Origin of the sequence: Mesorhizobium sp. M4B.F.Ca.ET.203.01.1.1 (assembly GCF_004791025.1) — a bacterium.
Taxonomy (GTDB): Bacteria; Pseudomonadota; Alphaproteobacteria; order Rhizobiales; family Rhizobiaceae; genus Mesorhizobium; species Mesorhizobium abyssinicae.
In genome coordinates, this window is the sequence record NZ_SRUO01000003.1 from 36,927 (window position 1) to 54,651 (window position 17,725).

A 17,725-nucleotide genomic window follows, 5' to 3' on the forward strand; every position below is an offset into this window, starting at 1 on the left:
GCTCTTCCTACTCCGCCGGCCGCGTCTCTTCCAGCACGCTTTCCTCGTTGAACAGGAAGCCGCCCGACTGCCGCTTCCACAGCCGCGCGTAAAGCCCGTCCAGCGCCACCAGCTCGTCATGCGTGCCCTGTTCGATGATCCGCCCGCCGTCGAGCACCACCAGCCGGTCGAGTGCCGCGATCGTCGACAGCCGGTGCGCGATGGCAATCACGGTCTTGTTCTCCATCAGCCGCGTCAGATTCTCCTGGATCGCCGCCTCGATGTCGGAATCGAGCGCCGAGGTCGCCTCGTCGAGGATCAGGATCGGCGCATCCTTGAGGAAGACGCGAGCGATTGCCACACGCTGGCGCTGGCCGCCAGACAGCTTCACGCCGCGTTCGCCGACATAGGCTTCGTAGCCGCTGCGCTCGCGGTTGTCGCGCAGGCCCATGATGAACTCGTGTGCCTCGGCCCTCCGCGCCGCCGCGATCACTTGCGTCTCGGTCGCGCCCGGCATGCCGAGCTTGATGTTGTCGCGCAGCGAGCGGTGGAACAGGGCCGTGTCCTGGCTGACCACGCCGATATTGGCGCGCAGCGAATTCTGCGTCACCTGCGCGATATCCTGGCCGTCGATCAGGATCTTGCCGCCCTCGAGGTCGTAGAGGCGCAGGATCAGATTGGCCAGCGTCGTCTTGCCGGCTCCCGATGGGCCGACCAGCCCGACCTTCTCGCCGGGCCTGACGACGAGGTCGATGCCGTCGAGCACGCCCGCCCCCTTGCCGTAATGGAAAGTCACGTTCTTCACATCGATGCGGCCGCCGGCCACGATCAATTCCTTGGCGTCCGGCGCGTCGGTGAGGCCGAGCGGCTGCGAGATCAACGCCTTGGAGTTCTCCAGCACGCCGAGGTTCCTCAGGATGCCGTTGAGCTGCATCATCACCCGGCCGAGCAGCATGTTGAGCCGCAGGACGAGCGAAAGCGTGAAGGCAACGGCGCCGACGGTGATCGAGCCTTCGAGCCATAGATAGATGGCAAAGCTGGCGATGGCGGTGATCATGACGCCCGACAGCGTCGTCAGCGCCATGCGCACGCCGGTCAGCCGGCGGGTGAACGGGCGCAGGGCGTCCAGATAGATGTCGAAACCGCTCCGGATGTAGCGATCGTCGCCATCGGCCGAAAACAGCTTCAGCGTCTGCACGTTGGAGTAGGAATCGACGATTCGGCCATTGATCATCGAGCCGGCCTCGGCGGTCGCCTCGGCGTGCCTGCGGATCGCCGGCAGATAGCGCTTGGCCAGAAAGCCGAAGGCGGCGATCCAGAGCACCACAAGCACCGCCAGCCTGAGATCGAGGCCGGCGACCAGCGCCAGCGTCGTCACCGTATAGACGATCATGAACCAGATGACCTCGATGAAGCTCTCCATCAGGTCGCCGGTGGCCTGCCCCGCCTGCCAGACCTTGGTGGCGATGCGGCCGGCGAAGTCGTTCTGGAAGAAGGCGTAGGACTGGCGCGAGACATGGCGATGCGCCTGCCAGCGCACCAGATTGTAGAAGCCGGGCGTGATCGTCTGCTCGTCGACCAGTGCCGAGAGCCCGACGACCAGCGTGCGGATGATCAGCACCACCGCGCCCATGAACAGGAGCTCGGGACCGGCGGCGATCCACAGCGCATGCCAACTGCGCTCGCCGGGCAGCTGGTCGAGGATGTCGACCAGCCGCCCGACGAAATAGAACAGCCCGGCCTCGACCAGCGGTGCAATGCCGCCAATGACCAGCATTGTGAAGAAGGCGAGCTTCGCCTGTCCGACATAGTGCCAGAGGAAGCCGCCGACACCGGTCGGTGGCCGAAGGTTCGCCGGCTCGCGGAACGGATAGACCCAACGCTCGAACCAGCGATAGACGGCTGTCATCATGCGGTGGCCATCATTCTGCAGCTTGACCCTTGGCCCCGATGTCGTTGGCGGCCTCGGCCGGCGCCTCGTCGAGCAAGAAGCCGCCCGACTGGCGTTGCCAGAGCTGCGCATAGAGTCCGCCCTTGCCGACGAGGTCGTCATGCGAACCTTGCTCGATGACGCGGCCTTTATCCATGACGACGAGCCTGTCCATCGCGGCGATGGTCGACAGCCGATGCGCGATGGCGATGACGGTCTTGCCCTGCATCAGCCTGTAGAGGTTCTCCTGGATCGCCGCCTCGGCCTCGGAATCGAGCGCCGACGTCGCCTCGTCGAGGATGAGGATCGGCGCGTCCTTCAGCATGACGCGGGCAATGGCGATGCGCTGCCGCTGTCCGCCCGACAGTTTGACGCCGCGGTCGCCGACATGGGCATCGAACCCGGTGCGGCCGTTGGCGTCGATCAGCCCGCCTATGAAATCCAGCGCCTCTGCCCGCCCCGCCGCCTCGAGCAGCATCTCATCGGTGGCATCCGGCCGGCCATAGAGGATGTTCTCGCGCACCGAGCGGTGCAGCAGCGAGGTGTCCTGCGTCACCATGCCGATCTGCGCACGCAGCGAGTCCTGCCTCACCGACGCGATCTCCTGGCCGTCGATCAGGATCTGGCCGGCTTCGAGGTCGTAAAAGCGCAGCAGCAGATTGACCAGCGTCGACTTGCCGGCGCCTGAGCGGCCGACGATGCCGACCTTCTCGCCCGGCTTCACCGTCAGCGACAGGTTCTCGATGACGCCCTTCTGCTTGCCGTAGTGGAAGCGGATGTCGTCGAAGCGGATTTCGCCGCGTGTGACGGCGATGTCCTTTGCGCCGGGCCGGTCCTCGACCAGGCGCGGCAGCGAGATCGATTGGATCCCGTCCTGCACCGTGCCGATGTTCTCGAACAGGCCGGACATCTCCCACATGATCCACTGCGACATGCCCCACATCCTGAGCACCAGGCCGATGACCACGGCGACGGCGCCGATCGTCACCGCCTGGCCGAGCCACAGCCACAGCGACAGCGCGGTGACGGAAAACAGCAGCAGCGCGTTGAGGATATAGAGCAGGCCGTAGAGCACCGTCACCAGCCGCATCGAGCGGTAGACCGTCTCGAGGAAGCCTGACATGCCCTCCTTCGCGAAGCTGGCCTCGCGGCGCGCATGGGAAAACAGCTTGACCGTCTGGATGTTGCTGTAGCTGTCGACGACGCGGCCGGTCATGGTCGAGCGCGCATTGGCCTGCTCCTCGCCGACTTTGCCGAGCCGCGGAATGAAGTAGCGTAGCAGCCCGATATAGCCGACCAGCCAGATCGCGAGCGGCGCCGCCAGGCGCCAGTCGGCCGAACCGACGATGAACAGCATGCCGAGGAAGTAGACGATGACGTAGTTGAGCACGTCGATGAGCTTGATGACGCATTCGCGCACGGCGAGCGCCGTCTGCATCAGCTTGGTGGCGATGCGGCCGGCGAACTCGTCCTGATAGAAGGCCATCGACTGCTTCAAGAGGTAGCGATGCACCTGCCAGCGGATGCGCATGGGGTAGTTGCCCATCAGCGTCTGCTGGTTGAGAAGCGAGTGGAACCACACGGTGCCCGGCAGCGCGAACAGCACGACGAAAGCCATGCCAGCGAGCTTCCAGCTCTCGGTCTGCAGGAAAGTCTCGCGATTCTGCCCCGAGAGCCAGTCGACGATGCGGCCCATAAAGCCGAACATCCACACTTCGGCGACGGCAATCGCCGTCACCAGGAGCGCGTCGAGGATGATGTAGGGCCAGGCGCCGCGCGTGTAATGCACGCAGAAGGCGACCAGCGTCTTCGGCGGTTCGACCGGCTCCGCGGCCGGGAACGGATCGAGCTTGTTTTCAAACCAGCGGAACATTGCAGGCACTCGACTGTCTATGCGCTCACGCGGCGCGGGATTGATGGACAAGCTTGCTCGACCGCGCAGCGCCGCGGGCCGGCGATGCAGAATCATCTGCATCGCCGGCCCTGCTTCGCGCAATATAGGGTGTCGCGGGCTTTTCGCCGACAGGCTCAGCCGACGATCCTGACGCCCCGGAGTTTCCGGGCGAAAAACTGGCGCCTGCCCGGCCTTTCGCGCCGGGCCGGATCAGCCTGATGATGCGGCGCACCAGCGAAGGCCGGCTGTGGTCAGGCACGGCGCGCGAGAAGTCGACGTCCGGCAGCATGCCGCGATGCGGACGCCGGCGCGTCTCGGCGTGGACTGCCGACGAGTAGGTCTCGCCGACCAGCAGCGCCCAGGTCGCCATCCTGCGCTCGTGCAGGCTTCTGGAGCCGGGTATATTGTAGGGATCGAACATCGGTCCATCCTCCATGTGCAAATGCGATAAAAAGGGTGACGCAACATCGACTTCCGGCATTCGGCCGAAGCGGCCGAGTACTTCGGTGCGCGCAGCGTCGGTCCGGACATGACGGCAGGCGTCAGTCAGGACACGGTCAGGTGGGGCGTCGGGCCCCTTTGGGCGTTTGAAGAACATCGCAGGATTCCTTCGAGAACCGAAAACTGGGTTCGGCGGGAATCGGTGCGATCAAGTCTTAGAGAGTCAGGAGAATCGTCGTACCGAAACCGCCGCGGAGCGCATAAGGCGCCAGGAGGGGCGCTGGTTGTGCATGGTCATCATGAATTCCCCCTCCATCGGTTCGGGTTGACAATGAGAGGCGTATACTCGACTTCGCAGAAAATGACCACCCGCCAGTCCAGCAATCTGCGAAACCTGGAAATCTCTGTGGCCGATCTGCCACTTATTAGAAAGACGCGGAAATGAACGACCGTCTCCGCATCGCGCTCTACCAGCCTGACATCGCCGGCAACACCGGAACGATCCTGCGCTTCGCCGCCTGTCTCGGCCTTGGCGTCGACATCATCGAGCCGGCCGGCTTCCCGCTCTCCGACCGGGCGCTGAAACGGGCCGGCATGGACTACCTCGAAATGGCCGATCTGACCCGGCATGTCGACTGGAACGCCTTCGCGCAATGGCGCGCGGGCGACGCGCGTCGGCTGGTGCTGCTCACCACCAAAGCCGCTGCCGCCTATACGGACTTTGCCTTTGCCGATGGAGACATTCTGCTTTTCGGTCGCGAATCCGCAGGCGTGCCGGATCCGGTCCATGACGCTGCGGATGCGCGCCTGACCATCCCGATGCGGCCGGGCGCGCGCAGCATCAATGTCGCGCTGTCCGTCGCCATGGTCGCTGGCGAAGCGATCCGCCAGCTCGCATAGGATCCGCGATCCGCCGTCCCTGCCGTCACCGAGGGCCGTGGTTTCTCCAGTCAGTCTCGTCCAGGCGCACATCGCCTTCTCCTGCATTTGCCCGATCAGGATTTCTTCGCTACAAGCTCAACTTAACTTGAGGTCAAGCGGAAAGTAGCAGATGGCTCCAGCAACGGAATTGACGGTCGGCCAGGTGGCCATGCGCAGCGGCGTCGCCGTATCGGCGCTGCACTTCTACGAGACGCGCGGGCTGATCCGCAGCCACCGCACGGCCGGCAACCAGCGGCGCTACAGCCGCGACGTGCTGCGGCGCGTGGCGATCATCCGGGTCGCCCAGGAGGTCGGCATCTCGCTCTCCGAGATCGCCGCGGCGCTTCAATCCCTGCCCGAGGGCCGCACCCCGACGCGCGAGGATTGGAATCTGCTTTCAACGGCTTGGCGCGACGGGCTCGACCACAAGATCGCCCAGTTGAAGAAGCTGCGCGACGGCCTGAGCGACTGCATCGGCTGCGGCTGCATGTCGATCGACAAATGCCCGCTCAGGAACAAGGAAGACCGGCTGGCGCGAGAGGGCACTGGCGCGAGGCGCCTGATAGCCTCCTGAGCGGAAGCGATGCGAATTAATGACAGGTACGGAAGGAATCCGCTGTGCTGGGACATCTAGTTCAAGCTGAGGAAGAGACACAGTTGATCGCGATCTATCGGATCGATTCCGGCGGCACACCAACGCTCTATACCTCCTTGAGTTTCGATGAGGCGCGGAAAATGGGCCCGGAAAAATTCGGCAAACTGCTTGGCGAAAACCTGATTCTGGATTCGCCGAAATTGCGCGATCTGTTCTCGTTGTGACGCCGCTCAATCCGCCGCCGGCAGCCGCCTTATCGTGAATTCGATGACGTCGCCCGGCCGTTCGAACCAGCTTTCGATCTCGGTCCAGTAGGCCTGCTTGGGAAAGCGCTCGAACCATTCCTTGGCCTTGAGGCGGGCGTCCGAGCGCGGCAGGACGAAGGTCTCGCGCAGGAAGCCGTCGCGCGGCATGCGCTCGCGCTCGGCGCGCGAACGGTCGAGCCTCTTCTTCAAGCCATCCAGCGGCGGTCTTGCCGGGGTGCGCACGAAGGAACTCCTTGCACCGTGGTCAGACGGGACTTGACCCTTGCCCCTAAGAGATTAGGGATCGCGCCCGGAAAAGACGAGTCCTTTATCGTCCGCGACTGGAGACCTGATTTTGGAACGACCTGAAATACCGGTGGGCCTGCCGGCCGACATCGAAGAGAAGAAGGTGAAGGCGCGCCTGTGGTTCGAAGCATTGCGCGAGCGCATCTGCGCCGCCTTCGAGCAGATCGAGCAGGATCTGGAGGGGCCTCTGGCCTCGTGGTCGCCCGGCCGCTTCGAGAAGACGCCCTGGCAGCGAGACGAAGGCAAGGGCGGCGGCGGCACCATGTCGATGATGCACGGCCGTGTCTTCGAGAAGGTCGGCGTCCACACCTCGACCGTCTATGGCGAGTTCTCGCCCGAATTCAGGAAGCAGATGCCGGGCGCCGAGGAGGATCCGCGCTTCTGGGCAAGCGGCATCTCGCTGATCGCGCATCCGTGGAACCCCAACGTGCCAACCGTGCACATGAACACGCGCATGGTCGTCACCTCGCGCCAGTGGTTCGGCGGCGGCGCCGACCTGACGCCGGTGCTCGACCGACGCCGCGTCCAGGACGATCCCGATACGCTCTCCTTCCACCGCGCCATGCGGTTTGCCTGCGAGAAGAACGCCGGCGTCGCCGACTACGCCAAATTCAAGGACTGGTGCGACGAGTATTTCTACCTGCCGCACCGCAGCGAGCCACGCGGCATCGGCGGCATCTTCTTCGACTGGCTGCATTCTGGCGAGGACGCGGGCGGCTGGGACGCCGATTTCAACTTCGTCCAGGATGTCGGCCGCTCTTTTCTCGTCGTCTACGGGCACCTGGTCCGGTCCAATTTCAACGACAACTGGACCGACGGCGACCGTGACGAACAGCTCGTCCGGCGCGGCCGCTACGCCGAATTCAACTTGCTTCACGATCGCGGCACCATCTTCGGGCTGAAGACCGGGGGCAATGTCGTCTCGATCCTCTCCAGCCTGCCGCCTGAGGTAAGATGGCCGTAAAATATCGGTGAGCGGGACGTGAGCCGCAATGGCGTCCCATTCGCCGAATCTGGGCGCGCAATGTGGCGACCGGATTATCTTTTTCGTCTAATAGGCATTTGAAAAATCAGGGCTATTTGTCGTTTCCGGGCCGGGAAACGCCGGCGGCTCTTCTCTCCCGTGAGCCGCGACCCGACGTGACCGGACGGCCCAGATTGAGTGAGGTGCCTTCCCCGGAGCGAGATTTCATCTCGCTCCGGGGTGCCCGCATTTTCCAGGAGAACATGCCATGCGCAAGCTTATTGTGACGGCAGCAACCGCTGCTCTTCTCGCCTCTGGTGGCGCCGCGTTCGCGGCGGTCAAGCACACCACGGGCACAGTGAAGAGCTTCGATGGAACGGCCATGAGCCTCGTTCTGGATGATGGATCCACCTTTACGCTGTCCAAGGCCTTCAAGGATCCTGGCCTGCAGGCTGGCGAGAAGGTCCGCGTTTCCTGGGACATGAGCGGCAAGAACAAGATTGCCGAGGCAGTCAAGATCATGAAGTGACGGCCTGCTCGCAGGAGCAAGACAGGGTTATGTCCGGTCTTGCTCCGAGATAGCGTAAGAAGGCGGAGCAGCGATGCTCCGCCTTTTTCGGCTCTGGCGGCAACCAAAGCCATCGAACCGTGTTATGGTTGCTCGCCAGTGCGCGACCCGGAAGCTTCTCGGTTTTCGATAAAGGATCGTGCACGCATCGAGAGTGCGGACGTCCGTCGGCGCTCCAAGGAGGAAAGGAAAATCCGATGAAGGAATTCCACTGCGGATCGCTCGTGCCCGGCTGTGAGTGGCATACACGCGCCGAAGAAGAGGCCGAGGTGATGCGCCGTGCCGTCGAGCATATGCGTGAGACGCATGGCGAAACAACCATTCGCGAGACGATGATCGAGGCGATCCGCTCGCGTATCCAGAAGGTGCGTGACGCGGCGTAACGGCTTCCGGCCGGATCGGATCACGGAACTTGCGCAATCATTCAGCGGCAGCGGGGTGCCGAACCCGCCAGCATCCCGCTCCGCCTGTCGGCCACGGCTGCCGAGAGCGCAAATATTTTCAATCAAATACTTATATTCGCACCTGCTTGGATAACCAGGCGGTAACGGTAGGCGTGCCACCATCGGGGAGATAATCCGGAAACAGGGGCAGCCAGAGAAGCCCGTCGCCACCAGGCGCTGATCCGGAAACGGTGGGGCGAGGTGTTTTCGCGCATGCGCGAAAGGTCCGGCAATCGAGGCAGTTTCCGTTGGACAGCGCTGCTGCTGTCCGCCTTCCTTGGCGCGCCTCCGGCGGCCGGGCAGGAGATGACGACGTCGCTTGTCGACATGCACCAGGGCTCACAGCTCAGTGACCGGGCCAGAGGCCTCGGCGACGGCGGCTATGAGTTGCAGAGCGGATCGTGGGTATCGTTCAACCGGTGGTATCACGCCACCTGGGTCGACCTCCACGTCGACTTTCTCACCCAGCTGACTGAAGACACCGGCATCCTGTGGGGTTTCGGCACCGGAGAAAGCGCCGAGAAGTACAGCATCGAGCCCAGCTTCAAGCTCGGCTTCCTCACTCAGATGCACCCGAGTGCGAGCAGCACCCTGTCCTTCTCGCTGACCTCGACGATCGGCGGCAACCTCACCGAAAAGCCGTGCGTGGCCGACTATGGGGACCTGGGCACCTACAGCGTCAACTGCCGGCTCGCGGCCACCGAGATGGCACCTGAGCAAACCCTGAAATATCTGGTTAACGCTAAACCGGAGACCATGCGTCTCTGGCTGAATTACCGTGTTACTTTCTGACCTTGGAGGCTGACATGAGCAGGTTGACCCGCCTCGAAGTTCACATTCGTCCGTCCTGGTTCCTGTTCGACTGGAGTAAGAGCATGTCAGCCAACCACTGGAAATTCGGTCTCGCCGCCGCGCTTGCCATCTTCTCGGCGCCGATCGCGTCGGCGCAGGAAGCTCTCGACGCCGACCAGACCGCCGCGCTCTGCCACGGCGCAGGGTCGATTTGCGTGAGCGCCACGATCCCGGCCACGCCGACGACGCAAGCGACGGTGCAGAGCTGGATGAGCCCCGAGGTCGGCGCCGCATGGGCAGCCGGCTACAAGGGCAGTGGCGTCACCATCACCATCGTCGACGATTTCAGCAGCACGTCGCGCTTCTCCGGCAATTTCGGCCTCGGCACGCAAAACCAGCGGCACGGCGAATGGACCCGCCAGGAAGCCAGCATGGTTGCGCCCCTGGCAGCCATCCGGTCGAAGGACTTCTCGACGGGCTCGTCGGTTGCGCTGGCGGCGGGCCTGAACGTGCTCAATCTGAGCTACGGCATGTACGCCAGGGCGGGTTACAGCACCAGCCAGATCGGCTGGGCGCCGGAGGAAGCCTCGATCATCTCTTATGCCACCAAGGGGTCGGCCGTCGTCTCGAAGGCCGCCGGCAACGATGCGGTCGCCGTCGGCGGCATCAAGAACGGCCAGCAGGATTACCTCAACCTCGCGCTGGTCGGCAAAGCCTCGGCGATCTTCGTCGGCGCGCTCTCCACCAACGGCACGACGACCAGCAAGGCCCAGCTTGCCTCCTACTCCAACTACGCCGGCTCCAACCCGCTCGTGCAGAGCCATTTCCTTGTCGTGGGTGTCACCGGCAGCAAGACCGGCCTTTACGGCACCTCCTTCGCGGCGCCGATCATTTCCGGCTACGCGGCGATCGTTGGCAGCAAATTCACCACGGCAACGCCGACACAGATCACCAACCAGTTGCTGAACACGGCTCGTACCGACACGCTGCTCAACTACAACGCCTCCGTCTACGGCAAGGGCGAAGCCAGCCTTTCACGCGCACTGGCTCCCGCTTCGATCAGGTAAGTTGCGATCTAGAGCGGTTCAGCGTTTCATGGAATCGCCGAACCGCTCTAACTATTTGTTTTTACGCAATTCCGGACGGAAAACCGTTACACACTTTTCCTGGAATTGCTCTAAGCTTCAAGCGCTTTTACGGCGCGCTCGATGAGCGCGCCGCGGTCAAGGGTGAAACCGGACGCGATCCATTCCTTCTCGAGACTTTTCAGGATCGCGCCGAGCCTGGGGCCGGGCGCCGCGCCAAGCTCGGCGAGATCGGCGCCCTTGATCGGGAATACCGGCTTCTCCCATTTCAACGCGAAGGCAAGCAGGCGCGAGAAGCCGCCAGCATCGATCAGCGCCTGATTGTCCTCGGCGGCCCGTGCCCGCGCGGAAGCCAGCGAAAGCCGCAGCCGGTCGGCGATGCCGTTTCGATCGCCGAGATAGAGTTTCTTGGCCAGTTCGCCTTCGCTCGTCCTCGGCTCGATCGCCGCCGCCAGCGCCCAGTGCCTCAGCCGCCCCGCCTCGGCGGCGGAAAATTTCAGCCTCTCGGCAAGCGTCTTCATCCGCGCGGCATCGGGCGGCACCATGGCTTCCAGCCTCAGCAGCGGATCGGCCGCCCAGCCCAGGTCCTTCTCGGTCCGGATCAGCCCATGGATGGCGTCGATGCCCCATTTCTCGCTTTCCGGCAGAACGCTGGTAAGCACGCCGGCCTGACGCATCCACAAAAGCGCGCGTGACGGATCCGGCGCCGACAGGAGCTTCTTCAGTTCGGACCAGATGCGCTCCGCCGAGAGCTGGCCGAGCCCGTCCTTCAGCCGCGCGCAGGCCTTCAACCCTTCGGCGTCGGGTCGTCCGTCGCCATACCAGGCGAAGAAACGGAAAAACCGCAGGATGCGCAGGTAATCCTCGCGGATGCGCGCTTCCGCATCGCCGATGAAGCGCAGCCGGCGCGCCGCGATGTCGGCGATGCCGCCGACCAGGTCGACGACGTTTCCGTCAGCTTCGGCATAGAGCGCGTTGATGGTGAAATCGCGCCGCTCGGCGTCGAGCTTCCAGTCGCGCCCGAACGACACCTTTGCCCGCCGCCCATCGGTCTCGATATCGGCGCGCAGCGTGGTGACCTCATAGGTCTTGCCGCCGGCGATCGCCGTGACGGTGCCATGCTCGATACCGGTCGGCACCGTCTTGAAGCCGGCCGCCTCGGCGCGGCGGAGGGTTTCCTGCGGCAGCGTCGTGGTTGCGACGTCGATATCGGCGACCGGCTGGCCGAGCAGCGTGTTGCGGACGGCGCCGCCCGCGACGCGCGCCTGCTCATCGCCGTCCGAAAGCGCTGCCAGCAGACGCTGCAGGTGCTTCTCGTTCAGCCAGTCCGCCCTGCCGGCGAGCGATACGGGAGCACTCAAGCATAGAGCCTTTCGTAGAGGGTGCGGATGATGCCGGCGGTGACGCCCCAGATGCGCTGGCCGCCATAGGGCATGTCATAGAAGAACCATTCGAGGTCGTCCCACATGCGGCTGTCCCTGGCGTGGTTGGCCGGGTCCATCAGGAACCGCAGCGGCACCTCGAAGGCGGCGTCGACCTCGTCGGCGTTGAGCGTCAAGGAGAAGCCTGGCCGAACCACCGCCAACACCGGCGCGATGCGGTAGCCGCTGCCGGAAACATAGTCGGGCATGCGGCCGATGATCTCGACATGATCGCGCTCGAGGCCGATTTCCTCAAAAGTTTCGCGCAACGCCGCCGCTTCCGGGCTGGGATCGGTCGGGTCGATCGTGCCGCCCGGAAAGGCCACCTGGCCGGAATGGCTGCGCAGCTTCTCGGCGCGCTTTGTCAAAAGCATCGTCGCATCAGCGCCATGGTCGACCACCGGGATCAGCACGGCGGCGTCGCGCAGCGGCTTTACGTGCTTCAGCCTGGGATGGCCGGGATTGAAGCGATGATCGCCATAGTCGTCGCCGGCATGGGCGTCTGCCTGGGCGGCGACGCGCTGGCGAAAATCCACGGTCGAGAACGGCGCCGGCGTCACCTGGTCCATCACGCGCTCAGCCGTTTCAGCTTCTCGGCGGGCATGATCGGATAGACCTCGCCCCTGGAGCGCACGGCAAACATCGTCCTGCCGTCGATGTCGATCTCCTCGCCATGCTCGACCAGCTCGTACATCACCGGCCGCGCCACCAGCGCCTCCAACCGGCCGCGCACCAGCACATAGGGTTTCAGCCCGCCGGTCGCCTCCTCGTCGACGAAGCGCAGGGCGTGGCCCGGCCCGGCCTCGACGACATCGCCGACATTGGTGCGGAAGGTGATGACCTGGTCGTCGCCGGCGCCGGACACATCCATCTCGACCGCGACAAAGGGGGCGTCGACGACGCGTATCCCCACCCTCTCCACCGGGGTCACCAGATAGGTCTTACCGTCCGCGTCCTTGCGCAGCACGGTGGAGAAAAGCTGCACCAGCGGCATGCGCCCGATCGGCGTGCCCAGATAGAACCAGGTGCCGTCGGCCCTGATCTCCATGTCGAGGTCGCCGCAGAAGTCCGGATTCCAGCGCTCCACCGGCGCCGGCCCCTTGCCGGCGCGGGTCGCGCGCGAGATCAGCGCCTCCAGCCCGCGCGCCTCGGTGGCGCTGGTGAGGCTCTGTTCACGATGTTCTGTGAGCTCCGTCATGGTCACGAAATAGTCACTGTTGTTCCGCTTGTCAGCCTAAGTCTGTGATTTAAGTTCAAATGCAGGCGCCAGGCGAGGCCGAATCGCGGCATTCTGCGGCACAGACAGTGCAAGCCGGTATTTCCAGCACAAGGATCGAAACGGCATGAGCGTGATGATCAAGGAAAGCCCGATCAGCGAAAAGGACATGATTGCCGAGGCCGAAAAGGCACTGGCGGACATCTCGAAAGTCCGCGACGGCGTCGGCCGTGTCATCTTCGGCCAGGATGCCGTCGTCGAGCGCACGCTGGTGGCGCTGCTTGCCGGTGGCCATGCGCTGCTGGTCGGCGTGCCGGGCCTCGCCAAGACCAAGCTGGTCGAGACGCTGGGCGTCGTGCTCGGTCTCGATTCCCGCCGCATCCAGTTCACCCCCGACCTGATGCCGTCCGATATTCTGGGCTCCGAGGTGATGGAGCAGGACGAGTTCGGCAAGCGCTCCTTCCGCTTCATCTCCGGGCCGATCTTCGCGCAATTGCTGATGGCCGACGAGATCAACCGCGCCTCGCCGCGCACCCAGTCGGCGCTGCTGCAGGCGATGCAGGAATACCACGTCACCATCGCCGGGGCGCGCCACGACCTGCCCTCGCCCTTCCATGTGCTGGCGACGCAGAACCCGCTGGAGCAGGAAGGCACCTATCCGCTCCCGGAGGCGCAGCTCGACCGCTTCCTGATGCAGGTCGACATCCTCTATCCGGAAATCGAAGCCGAACGGCGCATCCTGCTGGAGACCACCGGCGTCGAGGACGCCAAGGCGCAGAATGTGCTGCAGCCGGCCCGGCTGAAGGAGATCCAGACGCTGATCCGCCGCATGCCGGTGCCGGAAAGCGTGGTCGACGCGATCCTCAAGCTGGTGCGTTCGGCCCGCCCCGGCCAGGGGCACGCCGAAACCGACAAGCTCGTCGCCTGGGGTCCCGGGCCGCGCGCCAGCCAGGCGCTGACACTGTGCGCGCGAGCGCGGGCGCTGTATGATGGGAGGCTGGCGCCGTCGGTTGACGACATCCGTGCCCTGGCCGAGCCGGTGCTGCAGCATCGCATGGCGCTGACTTTCGCCGCCCGCGCCGAAGGCACCTCGGTGCGCGACGTGGTGGCGAAACTGGCAAAAGGCATCTGATGGCACGAATAGGCGAGGTCCAGGCACCGGTTGCGACGCGTGACGCGCTCGCCCGTGGCCGGTTGCGGGCCTCGCTGGTGCCGGACCTGCTGGTCGAGGCGCGCCGCATCGTCAACACCGTGATCGCCGGCTGGCATGGCCGCCGCAAGCGCGGCATAGGCGAGAATTTCTGGCAGTTCCGGCCCTATGTCGAAGGCGATTCCTCGCGCATCGACTGGCGCCGCTCGGCCCGCGACGATCACACCTATGTGCGCGACCGCGAATGGGAGGCCGCTCATACGGTGTGGCTGTGGGCCGACCCCTCTCCTTCGATGCTCTACAAATCGGCCGGCGCCGGCGTTTCCAAGGAATCGCGCGCGCTCGTCCTGGCGCTGGCCATGGCCGAGCTGCTGTCGCGCAGCGGCGAGCGCATCGCCTGGCCGGGCCTCACCGACCCGTTCACGGCCCGCAACGGCGCCGAGCGCATCGCGGCCCAGCTCGGCCATGCCGGCGCGCTGCCGGCAAAGCCCGATCTTTCCGGCATCCGCCGCTTTTCCGACGTCGTCCTCGTCAGCGACTTCCTCGACCCGGTCGAAGAGACCATGGCCTGGCTCGACGTGCTCGCCCGCCACGGCGTGCGCGCCCATCTGATCGAGGTCGCCGACCCGGCCGAGGAAACCTTTCCCTATGCCGGCCGCACCGAGTTCACCGATCCCGAAACCGGCGACAAGCTGACCGCCGGCCGCGCCGAGATGCTCGGCGACGAATACCGCCTGCTCTACGGCGCCCGCCGCCAGGAACTGGCCGGCTGGTGCAAGCGGCTGGGCTGGAGCTTCACCGTCAACCATACCGACCGCCTCGCCTCCGAAGCGCTGGTGCGCATCCACATGGCTTTGACCGCCGAAGGCAGTCATTCAGGGTTGACCATAGGTCATACCGGGTTGACCACAGGTCATACCGGGTTGACCGCCGGTCCTGCCGGAAAGATCGGCGCATGAGCTGGCTGCCGCTTTCCTTCGGTGCGCCCATGGTGCTGTGGGGCCTGCTGGCGCTGCCGGTGATCTGGTGGCTGTTGCGGCTCACCCCGCCGAAGCCACAGATGGAAGTGTTTCCGCCGCTGAAGATCCTGGCCCGCGTCCTGAAGCGCGAGGAGACGCCGCAGCAAAGCCCATGGTGGCTGACGCTGCTGAGGTTGCTGATGGCCGCCCTGATCGTCGTCGCACTTGCCGAACCGGTCTTCAATCCGCGTGAAAAACTGCCGGCCGAAGGCTCGGCCCTGGCATTGGTCATCGACAATGACTGGGCAAGTGCCGCCGACTGGGGCAAGCGCGTCGCCACGGCCGAAAGGCTGATCGCCGACGCCGGCTCGAACGGCGTGCCCGTCATCATCGCCTTCACCGCCGAAAAGCCCAACGCCGAGATCGGCCCCTTCGATGCCGCGACGGCGCTCGACAGGCTGCGCGCCGCCAAGCCGCGGCCGATCCCGACCGACCGCCCCGCCGTCTATGCCCGCGTCGCGGCAAGCCTGGAGAGCCATCCCGGCGCAAGCGTCGCCGTGCTCGCCGACGGGCTCGCCGCGCAAGGCGACGAAGCCGCCTTCGACACGCTCCTGTCGAAGAATGCGGCGCGGCTGGTCTGGGCCACGTCCGACCGGATAACGCTGGCCGGCCTGACCGCTGCCGACAACCAGGTCGATGGCTTTGCATTGACCGCGATCCGTCCGCCCGGCGATCCGGCGCCCGCCCAGGTCATCGCCGGCGCCTTCGACGACAAGGGCCGCCGCATCGCCGATGCGACGCTGACCTTCTCGCCCGGCGAAACCACGGCCACCGGCACGATGGCGGTGCCGTTCGAACTGCGCAACGACTTTGCCTCGATCGCGCTCGACGGTGAGCATCAGGCCGGCGCCGTGCGCGTGCTCGACGAGAGCTCCAAACGCCGCCGCGTCGGGCTGTTGTCGCAGTCCGAGGCCGACCAGGCGCAGCCGCTCTTGTCGCCGCTCTACTATATCCGCCGCGCGCTGCAGCCCTTCGCCGATCTGGTCGAGCCGTCGAGCGTCGACCTTGCCGACGCCATCCCGCAATTGCTCGATCAGAAGCCGGCGATGATTGTCATGGCCGATGTCGGCACCATCCCCGAGCAGGTGCGGCCAAAGCTCGCCGACTGGGTCGACAAGGGCGGCACGCTGGTCCGCTTTGCCGGCTCGCGGCTGGCCGCCGCCGGCAATGACGACGACCTCCTGCCGGTCAGGCTGCGCAGCGGCGAGCGCGCGCTGGGCGGCGCGCTGTCCTGGACGACGCCGCAGCCGGTCACCGAATTCCCGAAGACCGGGCCCTTCGCCGATCTTGCCCCGCCGGCCGAGGTCACCGTCACCCGGCAGGTGCTGGCCGAGCCGACGCCCGACATCGTCGAGCGCACCTGGGCGACGCTGGCCGACGGCACGCCGCTGGTCACCGGGCTGAAGAAGGGAAAGGGCACGCTGGTGCTGTTCCACGTCACGCCCGAGGCGACATGGTCGAACCTGCCGATCTCCGGCAGCTTCGTCGAGATGCTGAGGCGCATCGTGCAATTGTCGCGCAACCAGGGAGCCGCCGTCGCCAATGCCGAAGCCGCCGCCACCTCGCTGGCGCCCTACCGCATGATCGCCGCCGACGGCACGCTGGTGCCGCCGACGCCGGACGCAAGGCCGCTGGTGCCGGGCGCCGGTCCGCTGCCGGTGACGATCGAAAACCCGCCGGGCCTCTACGGCTCAGAGACCGGTGTGTTCGCCCACAATCTGCTCGACGCCGCGAGCACCTTCGCGCCGCTGGCCCGGCCCAACCTTTCGCTGCCAGTGACCAGCATCCAGTACGCCTTCGACGAATCGCGCAATCTGAAGGGCTCGCTGGTCGCGGCGGCGCTGGTACTGATGGTGCTCGACACGCTGGCGGTGTTCTGGATGGGCGGCCTGCTCTCGCGCCGACCCCGGCGCGCCGCAGCGACCACCGCGGCTGCCCTGCTGATCGCGCTTGGCGCGCTTGTCGGCCATGCCGACCTCGCCCGCGCCGATGACGCGAAGCCGGGCGACACGCAGGCGATCGAGGACATCTCGAAGACCCGCATCGCCTATGTGCTGACCGGCGAGCCCGGCGTCGATTCAATCAGCCGCGCCGGACTGGAAGGCCTGACCCGCTTCCTGATCGAGAAGACCGCGCTGGAGCCCGGTGATCCGGCCGGCGTCGACATCGCCAAGGATGAATTGTCCTTCTACCCGCTGATCTACTGGCCGATCGACCCCACCGCCCCGATGCCGAGCGAAACCTCGATCGCCCGCATCGACGCCTATATGCAGCAGGGCGGCACGGTGCTGTTCGATACCCGCGACCAGTTCGCCAACGGCATCGGCGCGAACTCGACCAGCCCGGCAACGGAACGGCTGCGCGACATCCTCGGCAATCTCAACGTGCCGCCGCTGGAGCCGGTGCCTTCGGACCACGTGCTGACCAAATCCTTCTTCATCCTTCCGGAGTTTCCCGGGCGGTTCAACGGCAGCCCGCTCTGGGTCGAGGCCTCGCTCGACGCCAGCAACGCCGAGAACCGTCCGGTGCGCGTCGGCGACGGCGTTTCGCCGATCCTGATCACCGCCAATGATTTCGCCGGCGCCTGGGCGGTGGACGAGAATGGCGACCCGTTGCTGCCGACCGTGCCGGCGGACCCGATGCAGCGGATCTATGCGCTGCGCGCCGGCGTCAACATCATGATGTACATGCTGACCGGCAACTACAAATCCGATCAGGTGCATGTACCTGTCCTGCTCGAACGGCTGGGGCAGTAA

General features: G+C 65.3%; 18 protein-coding genes. 11 read left to right on the forward strand and 7 right to left on the reverse strand.

Annotated elements, in window-relative coordinates; translation table 11 throughout:
- Window positions 1–7: 7 nt before the first annotated feature.
- The 3 genes from EN846_RS06985 to EN846_RS06995 are packed head-to-tail and all read right to left on the reverse strand — an operon-like array spanning window position 8 to window position 4,224.
- Window positions 8–1,891, reverse strand: coding sequence for an ABC transporter ATP-binding protein (locus EN846_RS06985; RefSeq protein WP_127392133.1), 1,884 nt, complete (start codon window positions 1,889–1,891; stop codon window positions 8–10).
- A gap of 10 nt (window positions 1,892–1,901) precedes the next feature.
- Entirely contained in the window at window positions 1,902–3,782 is a 1,881-nt protein-coding gene (locus EN846_RS06990) for an ABC transporter ATP-binding protein (protein ID WP_127392132.1), read from the reverse strand.
- A 25-nt stretch (window positions 3,783–3,807) separates the two neighbouring features.
- Complete coding sequence (locus tag EN846_RS06995; RefSeq protein WP_245493342.1) at window positions 3,808–4,224, reverse strand: hypothetical protein; 417 nt, start codon at window positions 4,222–4,224, stop codon at window positions 3,808–3,810.
- A 461-nt stretch (window positions 4,225–4,685) separates the two neighbouring features.
- Here EN846_RS06995 and EN846_RS07000 point away from each other — a divergent pair, with 461 nt between their 5' ends.
- The 3 genes from EN846_RS07000 (at window position 4,686) to EN846_RS35015 (ending at window position 5,984) form a co-directional block, all read left to right on the forward strand.
- The gene (locus tag EN846_RS07000; protein WP_128346271.1) at window positions 4,686–5,144 is read left to right on the forward strand and encodes a tRNA (cytidine(34)-2'-O)-methyltransferase; all 459 of its coding nucleotides are present in this window, start codon (window positions 4,686–4,688) and stop codon (window positions 5,142–5,144) included.
- A gap of 151 nt (window positions 5,145–5,295) precedes the next feature.
- Window positions 5,296–5,739 (forward strand): redox-sensitive transcriptional activator SoxR, encoded by a 444-nt coding sequence (soxR, locus tag EN846_RS07005; RefSeq protein WP_127392129.1) that lies wholly within the window; start codon window positions 5,296–5,298, stop codon window positions 5,737–5,739.
- A gap of 83 nt (window positions 5,740–5,822) precedes the next feature.
- Window positions 5,823–5,984 (forward strand): hypothetical protein, encoded by a 162-nt coding sequence (locus EN846_RS35015; RefSeq protein WP_187331331.1) that lies wholly within the window; start codon window positions 5,823–5,825, stop codon window positions 5,982–5,984.
- Window positions 5,985–5,990: 6 nt separating this feature from the next.
- On the opposite strand, the gene EN846_RS07010 is transcribed toward EN846_RS35015, so the two are convergent.
- The gene (locus EN846_RS07010) at window positions 5,991–6,248 is read right to left on the reverse strand and encodes a hypothetical protein (RefSeq protein ID WP_006202578.1); all 258 of its coding nucleotides are present in this window, start codon (window positions 6,246–6,248) and stop codon (window positions 5,991–5,993) included.
- 112 nt (window positions 6,249–6,360) lie between these two features.
- On the opposite strand from EN846_RS07010, the gene hemF reads away from it, so the two are divergent.
- The 5 genes from hemF (at window position 6,361) to EN846_RS07035 (ending at window position 10,145) form a co-directional block, all read left to right on the forward strand.
- A complete protein-coding gene (gene hemF / locus EN846_RS07015; protein WP_127392128.1) occupies window positions 6,361–7,275 on the forward strand; it encodes an oxygen-dependent coproporphyrinogen oxidase in 915 nt (304 codons plus the stop codon).
- A gap of 268 nt (window positions 7,276–7,543) precedes the next feature.
- Window positions 7,544–7,804, forward strand: a complete 261-nt coding sequence (locus tag EN846_RS07020; RefSeq protein ID WP_127392127.1) for a DUF1344 domain-containing protein — start codon at window positions 7,544–7,546, stop codon at window positions 7,802–7,804.
- 236 nt (window positions 7,805–8,040) lie between these two features.
- Window positions 8,041–8,226 (forward strand): DUF1059 domain-containing protein, encoded by a 186-nt coding sequence (locus EN846_RS07025; protein ID WP_126058661.1) that lies wholly within the window; start codon window positions 8,041–8,043, stop codon window positions 8,224–8,226.
- 273 nt (window positions 8,227–8,499) lie between these two features.
- A complete protein-coding gene (locus EN846_RS07030) occupies window positions 8,500–9,078 on the forward strand; it encodes a hypothetical protein (RefSeq protein WP_127392126.1) in 579 nt (192 codons plus the stop codon).
- 14 nt (window positions 9,079–9,092) lie between these two features.
- The gene (locus EN846_RS07035) at window positions 9,093–10,145 is read left to right on the forward strand and encodes a S8 family serine peptidase (RefSeq protein WP_245511275.1); all 1,053 of its coding nucleotides are present in this window, start codon (window positions 9,093–9,095) and stop codon (window positions 10,143–10,145) included.
- Between the two features lie 110 nt (window positions 10,146–10,255).
- Here the strand turns inward: EN846_RS07035 and EN846_RS07040 are convergent, their stop codons facing one another.
- The 3 genes from EN846_RS07040 to EN846_RS07050 are packed head-to-tail and all read right to left on the reverse strand — an operon-like array spanning window position 10,256 to window position 12,782.
- The gene (locus tag EN846_RS07040) at window positions 10,256–11,524 is read right to left on the reverse strand and encodes a CCA tRNA nucleotidyltransferase (protein ID WP_127393655.1); all 1,269 of its coding nucleotides are present in this window, start codon (window positions 11,522–11,524) and stop codon (window positions 10,256–10,258) included.
- Complete coding sequence (locus EN846_RS07045) at window positions 11,521–12,153, reverse strand: CoA pyrophosphatase (RefSeq protein ID WP_127393654.1); 633 nt, start codon at window positions 12,151–12,153, stop codon at window positions 11,521–11,523. Before EN846_RS07045 ends, EN846_RS07040 begins: the two co-directional genes overlap by 4 nt.
- Window positions 12,153–12,782, reverse strand: a complete 630-nt coding sequence (locus EN846_RS07050; protein WP_127393653.1) for a DUF1285 domain-containing protein — start codon at window positions 12,780–12,782, stop codon at window positions 12,153–12,155. The genes EN846_RS07045 and EN846_RS07050 overlap by 1 nt, the downstream gene beginning before the upstream one ends.
- Before the next feature lie 145 nt (window positions 12,783–12,927).
- Between EN846_RS07050 and EN846_RS07055 the strand changes: the two genes are divergently transcribed.
- Genes EN846_RS07055 through EN846_RS07065 form a run of 3 tightly spaced genes read left to right on the forward strand, consistent with a single transcriptional unit; the run spans window position 12,928 to window position 17,725 of the window.
- Window positions 12,928–13,932 (forward strand): MoxR family ATPase, encoded by a 1,005-nt coding sequence (locus EN846_RS07055; RefSeq protein ID WP_127282803.1) that lies wholly within the window; start codon window positions 12,928–12,930, stop codon window positions 13,930–13,932.
- The gene (locus EN846_RS07060) at window positions 13,932–14,909 is read left to right on the forward strand and encodes a DUF58 domain-containing protein (RefSeq protein ID WP_128346843.1); all 978 of its coding nucleotides are present in this window, start codon (window positions 13,932–13,934) and stop codon (window positions 14,907–14,909) included. The genes EN846_RS07055 and EN846_RS07060 overlap by 1 nt, the downstream gene beginning before the upstream one ends.
- On the forward strand, window positions 14,906–17,725 hold the full coding sequence (locus EN846_RS07065) for a DUF4159 domain-containing protein (RefSeq protein ID WP_127393702.1): 2,820 nt from the start codon (window positions 14,906–14,908) through the stop codon (window positions 17,723–17,725). The genes EN846_RS07060 and EN846_RS07065 overlap by 4 nt, the downstream gene beginning before the upstream one ends.